Here is a 5504-nt window from a genome sequence, read left to right as displayed (position 1 = left end):
CCGGGCTCGAAGAAGGGGACCCTGCCGGAGCGGAGCATGTCGATCTTGGCCTCGTCGACGTCGAGTCCCAGGACCTCGAACCCCATCTCGGCCAGGCAGGCCGCGGTGGTGGCACCCAGGTACCCGGTACCGATGACGGAGACGCGCATACGGTCCGCTTCGACCACTGGTGGTGTCCTTCCTCGCTTTCGTCCGCTCCCGTTTCGCTGGTTGTGCCCGCTGGAGGCGGTCAACACCCTGCTTGAGGGCAGAAAACGGACATTGTTCAGCCTACGGGTGTGCCCGGGGCGCGATGCATCACCTTACGCGCCGGGGCGTGGCGCACGACCGAACGCCGCGTGAACAGTCAGGCGCTCAGGTTACCGGTGGGTCCGGCGTATCGGCCACAGGGGCGTGTTCAGCGTCGGCGACCGAATCTCGGCCCGCGCCCGCCCCGGTCCAGGGGTGTCCACCCGGAGCCGTCCTCCCCGCGGCGGAAGGGCGTGGTCGTCTTGTCCGGGTCGTCCTCGAAGCCGTCGGGACCGTCAACGAACCCGGCACCGGGGTCAGCGGCGGGGTCGTCGGCGGGCCACGCCGGGTCCGGGACGCCGGGGACCGCGTCCGGAACGGTGTCACCGACCGCCCCGCGCCGGTACTCCTCCCGGCTGGCGCGGGCCACGAACCGGCGCCCGGAGGGCGGGGCCCCGTCGTTCGCGGCACGCCAGCGGAGGGGCATCGCCGCGGAGAACAGCAGCAGCGTTCCCAGCGGCAGCGCCACGGCCAGACCCGCGCCCGAGGGGTAGAGGAAGCTGTCCTCGTTCAGCCAGGACAGCGCCGCCCCCATGGACGCCGGGTGCGCGACCGGCCACAGGCTCAGCGCCGTGAGCAGGGCCCCGCTGGCACCGGCCACCAGCGGCGACAGCCGGGACGCCACCAGGTAGGCGCACACCGCCCCCAGCAGCCCCAGCACCACCGCCGACGACACCGTCGCCACGGTCACCTCCCCCTCGGCGAACCGGGGGAGCAGGCCGGACGACCAGGCCGCGGCGACCCACAGCACGGGGGCCAGGGCGACGCCGCCGAGCAGGCCTACCAGATGGTGCAGCACGGTGATTCCTTCCCTCGCGTCACCCGCAGACGTTCTCCCGCGCGGTCGAGACCGAACCGGTCCCCTCCGCGGCCGAGGGCTCCTCCCGCGGGGTGGCGTCCGCGGTCTGCGGGGCCTCGAACGCCGTGTAGTCGAACCCGATCACGATCTGGAGCCCACCGTCCAGTGCGTCGTCCTCGACCGTCTGCGAGCCCGGCATCATCCCGGCCACGTACTCGGCCGCTGCCGCGTCGTCGGGACCGTGGCGCACCTGGGTGGTGGCGACGTCGAGGCTGCTCCAGTTCCGCGCCGGGGAGGTCACCTGGAACCCGGCCGCGGCCAGCTCGGCGTCCAGCTGCGCGCCCAGGCCCGCGGTGCCGATCCCGTTGAACACCTGGACCCGGATGCCGCCGGGCTCCGGCTCGGACCCGGCCCGCTCCTCCTCCCCGGAGCCGTCCACGGGCCGGTCGGCCCGGACCGCGGCGAACAGCTCCCGGGCGGCGGGCTCGTCCCACAGCACGGCGACGTCGCCGCGCGGCGTCCAGTACTCCATGTCGGCGATGGGCACCTGGGTGAAGGTGACCTCGCCCAGGTCGATGTCGCGCATCTGGTACGCGAGCTCGTTGATGGTGCTGGTGTCCAGCCCCTGGTCCACGGTCACCGACGACAGGGCGCTGTCCAGGAAGTCGGTCAGCTTGGCCGGGTCGGAGAGCGTCTCGGTGCTCATCGCCTGGTCGAGCATCGCGGACAGGACCTGCTGCTGGCGCTCGATCCGGTCCAGGTCGCCGCGCGAGGTGGCGCGGGTGCGGGAGAAGGCCAGGGCCTCGGCCCCGTCCACCCGGTGCGTGCCCGCCTCCATGTCCAGCTGGGCCTTGGGGTCGTGGATCGCCTCGGGCAGGCACACCTCGATGCCGCCCAGGGCGTCCACCACGTCCACGAAGCCGTTGAAGTCCACCTCGACGTAGTGGTCGACGCGCACGTCGGTCACCGACTCCACGGTCCGCACGGCCAGCTGGGGGCCGCCGTGGGCGTAGGCGGCGTTGATCTTGTCGGGACCCTGGCCGGGGACGTCCACCCACAGGTCCCGGGGGATGCCGACGACGGTGAGGTGGTCGCGGTCGTGGTTGAGCCGCACCAGCATCATGCTGTCGGAGCGCTGGCCCGGGGTGGAGCCCACGCTCAGGTCCTCCTGGGCCTCCGCGCTCATCTCGTCGCGGTTGTCGGAGCCGATCACCAGGAAGGTCAGGCCGCCGGTCTGCTCGGGGCGCCCCTCCTCGGACAGGCCGCCGAACACGTCGAACCGGTTCAGGGTCCCCGACATCCACCCGGTGAGCGCCCACGAGGTGCCCGAGGCGAGCAGGACCAGCGTCGACAGCGCGCTCATCACCAGCAGGCCGGTACGGCGCCGACGGGTGGCGGCGCTGGGCACGGTCACCCGGCCGGACCTCGGGGAGCGTTCGGGCGGGAGGGGCTGTGAGCGCTGGCGGCGGAACTCCTCCGCGGGTCCCTGCCGTCCCGCTCTGTCATCGCTCATCGGCGTCCCCGTCCCAACCGGTCAACGGTGTCCTTATCTCTAGGTTGTCACCCGATTCGCCGAAGCGCGCGGGATGTCAACCCCCGGCGTGTTGTCCTCCTCTTTGCCTGGCCCTCTCCTTGTTATGACGCCGTGAACTGCGCGGGGGTTCCGTGCGGGCGGTGTCATCCTGAGCCGTATCCGGTACCGCCACGTGACCGAAATCGCGGTCCGATGCGGTGACAATGTCCTGGCGCGGCCACGCCGGACCCGGCCCGCGGCCGAACGGGACCCCGCCGTGTCCGGCGAGGGCCCGCACGGGGGCGCCCGCAGCGCGCCGTCCCCCCTCACCACATCCCTCTCGCAGCACGGAGTTCCAGTGACCCACCCCTACCCCGAGGCCGTCTCCAGCAGGAGCTGGCTCGTGGCCCTCCTGCTCTGCCTGTTCCTGGGCACGATCGGCGTCCACCGCTTCTACACGGGCAAGATCGGCACCGGCGTCCTGATGATCCTCACCTGCGGCGGCGCCGGCGTGTGGACGCTCATCGACCTGATCATGATCATCGTCGGCTCCTTCAAGGACGCCGAGGGCAGGCCCGTCAAGAACCAGGGCTGAGACACCGCGACCCCGGCCCGGCGGGCTCCGCCGGGCCGGGACCGCGACGGGTGTGCAGTACCGTTGACGCGCGTACGACACGCTCCTACGCAGTCCCGACACGTCTTGACCCTGGGAAGTGCCCGTGTCCTGGCCGCCTGTCTCCGTCGTCATGCCCGTACTCAACGAAGAGCGCCACCTCGCCGCCGCGGTGGAGCACGTCCTCGCCCAGGACTACCCGGGCGATCTGGAGGTCGTGCTCGGGGTCGGGCCCTCCTCGGACCGCACCCGCGAGGTCGCCGACGGGATCGCCGCCGCCGACCCGCGCGTGAAGGTGGTGGACAACCCGACGGGAAGGACCCCCTCCGGGCTCAACGCCGCCATCGGGGCCTCCTCGCACGACATCGTCGCCCGCATCGACGGGCACGCCATGATGCCCTCGGACTACCTGCGGGTGGCCGTGGAGACGCTCCGCGAGACCGGCGCCGACAACGTCGGCGGGATCATGGCCGCCGAGGGCACGACCCCCTGGGAGAAGGCGGTCGCCGCCGCCATGACCTCCAAGGTGGGCGTGGGCAACGCGCGCTTCCACACCGGCGGCGAGGGCGGTCCGGCCGACACCGTGTACCTGGGCGTCTTCCGGCGCTCGGCGCTGGAGCGGGTCGGCGGCTACGACGAGGCCTTCCTGCGGGCCCAGGACTGGGAGATGAACCACCGCATCCGCACCACCGGCGGCACGGTGTGGTTCCAGCCGCGCATGCGGGTCTCCTACCGCCCCCGGCGCAACGTGCGCCTGCTCGCCAAGCAGTACTTCCACTACGGCCGCTGGCGCAGGGTGGTCTCCCGCCAGCACAAGGGCACCATCAACCTGCGCTACCTGGCCCCGCCCGTCGCCCTGGCGGGTGTGGTCGCCGGGCTGGTCGGCGGCTTCTTCCTCTGGCCGCTGTTCCTGGTCCCGGCCGCCTACCTGGTCCTGGTCACCGCCGCGTCGGTGCCGCTCGGCCGCGGCCTTCCCGCCGCCAGCCTGCCGATGATCCCGCTCGCGCTGGCCACCATGCACATGTCGTGGGGCGCCGGGTTCATCACCAGCCCGCCCGGACTCGGCTCGGACTCGCGCACGGCGCAGGCCGCCCGGGCCTGAGGCGCCTCCCCCGGCCGCTTCCGGCCCCGGCCCTCTCTCGTGCGGGAGAGGGCCTTCTGCTAAGCAGGGGTGAGGGACGGGAAAGGGAAAGTGGGTGCCATGGACGACTTGCGCGGCAACCAGGCCGTGTGGCGGTTCGACGGTGAGACGGTCGCGATCAGGTACGAGGCCCAGGGCTGGTTCAAGGACCCCCTGCTCAAACGGATCGGCCAGCTCGAACTCCCCGTGGCCGCGATCGCCGAGGTCGACTTCCAGCCCGGCGCGGGCCCCAGGAAGGGCTGGCTGCTGCAGCTGCGCCTGCACGAGCGGACCGACCCCTACGCGGCGGTCGGCGCGATGCTCAAGGAGAAGTCCCAGCCCTTCCGGCTCACCGGCCAGGCCAGCGGCGAACTGGTCGCCGAGTACCTGGCCGACCAGATCCGGTTCGCCGCCGAGCAGAGCGGGCCGCCCGCCCCCGACACGGCCGTCCGCCTGGTGCCCCGGCTGCCCTTCCACATCCAGACCTCCGAGGGGACCGCGACCCTGGACGGCTCCACCGTGCGCCTGGTCTGGTCCGGCGGTGAGGCGAGCGGGCGCAAGCGCAGGGCGCAGCGCCGCGAGTACGACCTCTCCGAGATCACCGGGGTGGACTGGGCGCCCTCCGACGGCTGGGAGTGGGGCTACATGCGCCTGGTCACCGCCGACACCGGCGGCAGGGACACCGGCAAACCCAAGCAGGACCTGCACGCCCTCGTCGCCGAGGAGGGGGCGGAGGGCTACGACACCCTGCTCATGGCCGCGGCGGTCACCGCCCACGTGTGGGCCGCGGAGGCGTCGGGGGCCGGCGGCCGGGAGGGGCGCGGCGTCGCCGCCAGGCTCAGGGACCCGCGGTGGTGGCTGGACGCGGCGGCGCGCTCGACCGACCAGCTGCGGGCCCTGTCCGCGGGGTCCGCGGCTCCGGACGCGGGGGAGGGCGCCGGACCCGGAGCCGGACCGGGGGCCGGGGCGGCCTCCCCGCAGCAGGCCCTGGACGCCGCGGGGAAGGCGGACGGCCGACCCGACAACGAGTGGATCTTCCAGCAGATCGAGCGCCTAGGAGAACTGCACGCCAGGGGACTGCTCACCGACGAGGAGTTCTCCGCCAAGAAGGCCGAGCTGCTCGGCCGGATCTGAGACCGCGGCCCGGTCGGTGGGATCGGCGCGGTGGGGC

The 5504-nt window shown here is 73.0% G+C and carries 6 protein-coding genes; 3 read left to right on the top strand and 3 right to left on the bottom strand.

Annotated features, from left to right (window positions below):
* The 3 genes from DQW06_RS10585 to DQW06_RS10575 form a co-directional block, all read right to left on the bottom strand.
* The coding region (locus tag DQW06_RS10585) for a 3-hydroxyacyl-CoA dehydrogenase NAD-binding domain-containing protein (RefSeq protein ID WP_232833001.1) at positions 1-167 on the bottom strand (167 nt) is incomplete at its 3' end.
* Positions 168-397: 230 nt separating this feature from the next.
* Positions 398-1087 (bottom strand): YIP1 family protein, encoded by a 690-nt coding sequence (locus DQW06_RS10580; protein WP_117198367.1) that lies wholly within the window; start codon positions 1085-1087, stop codon positions 398-400.
* Between the two features lie 19 nt (positions 1088-1106).
* Complete coding sequence (locus tag DQW06_RS10575) at positions 1107-2600, bottom strand: LCP family protein (protein WP_013154881.1); 1494 nt, start codon at positions 2598-2600, stop codon at positions 1107-1109.
* A gap of 358 nt (positions 2601-2958) precedes the next feature.
* Here DQW06_RS10575 and DQW06_RS10570 point away from each other — a divergent pair, with 358 nt between their 5' ends.
* The 3 genes from DQW06_RS10570 to DQW06_RS10560 all read left to right on the top strand — a co-directional run bounded on the left by DQW06_RS10570 (position 2959) and on the right by DQW06_RS10560 (position 5467).
* A complete protein-coding gene (locus DQW06_RS10570) occupies positions 2959-3195 on the top strand; it encodes a TM2 domain-containing protein (RefSeq protein WP_013154880.1) in 237 nt (78 codons plus the stop codon).
* A gap of 124 nt (positions 3196-3319) precedes the next feature.
* A complete protein-coding gene (locus tag DQW06_RS10565; RefSeq protein WP_013154879.1) occupies positions 3320-4315 on the top strand; it encodes a glycosyltransferase family 2 protein in 996 nt (331 codons plus the stop codon).
* Between the two features lie 99 nt (positions 4316-4414).
* Complete coding sequence (locus DQW06_RS10560; protein ID WP_013154878.1) at positions 4415-5467, top strand: DUF4429 domain-containing protein; 1053 nt, start codon at positions 4415-4417, stop codon at positions 5465-5467.
* Positions 5468-5504 lie beyond the last annotated feature (37 nt).

The sequence above is a fragment of the Nocardiopsis sp. TNDT3 genome, from assembly GCF_003427465.1.
Classification (GTDB): domain Bacteria; phylum Actinomycetota; class Actinomycetes; order Streptosporangiales; family Streptosporangiaceae; genus Nocardiopsis; species Nocardiopsis dassonvillei.
The sequence above is the reverse complement of the archived record's forward strand: the minus strand, read 5'-3'. Positions and strand labels throughout refer to the sequence as shown.

Bases quoted from the DNA above. Each gene is read 5' to 3' on its own strand.
- DQW06_RS10560 (WP_013154878.1), top strand. From the start codon at position 4,415: ATGGACGACTTGCGCGGCAACCAGGCCGTGTGGCGGTTCGACGGTGAG.
- DQW06_RS10575 (WP_013154881.1), bottom strand. From the start codon at position 2,600: ATGAGCGATGACAGAGCGGGACGGCAGGGACCCGCGGAGGAGTTCCGC.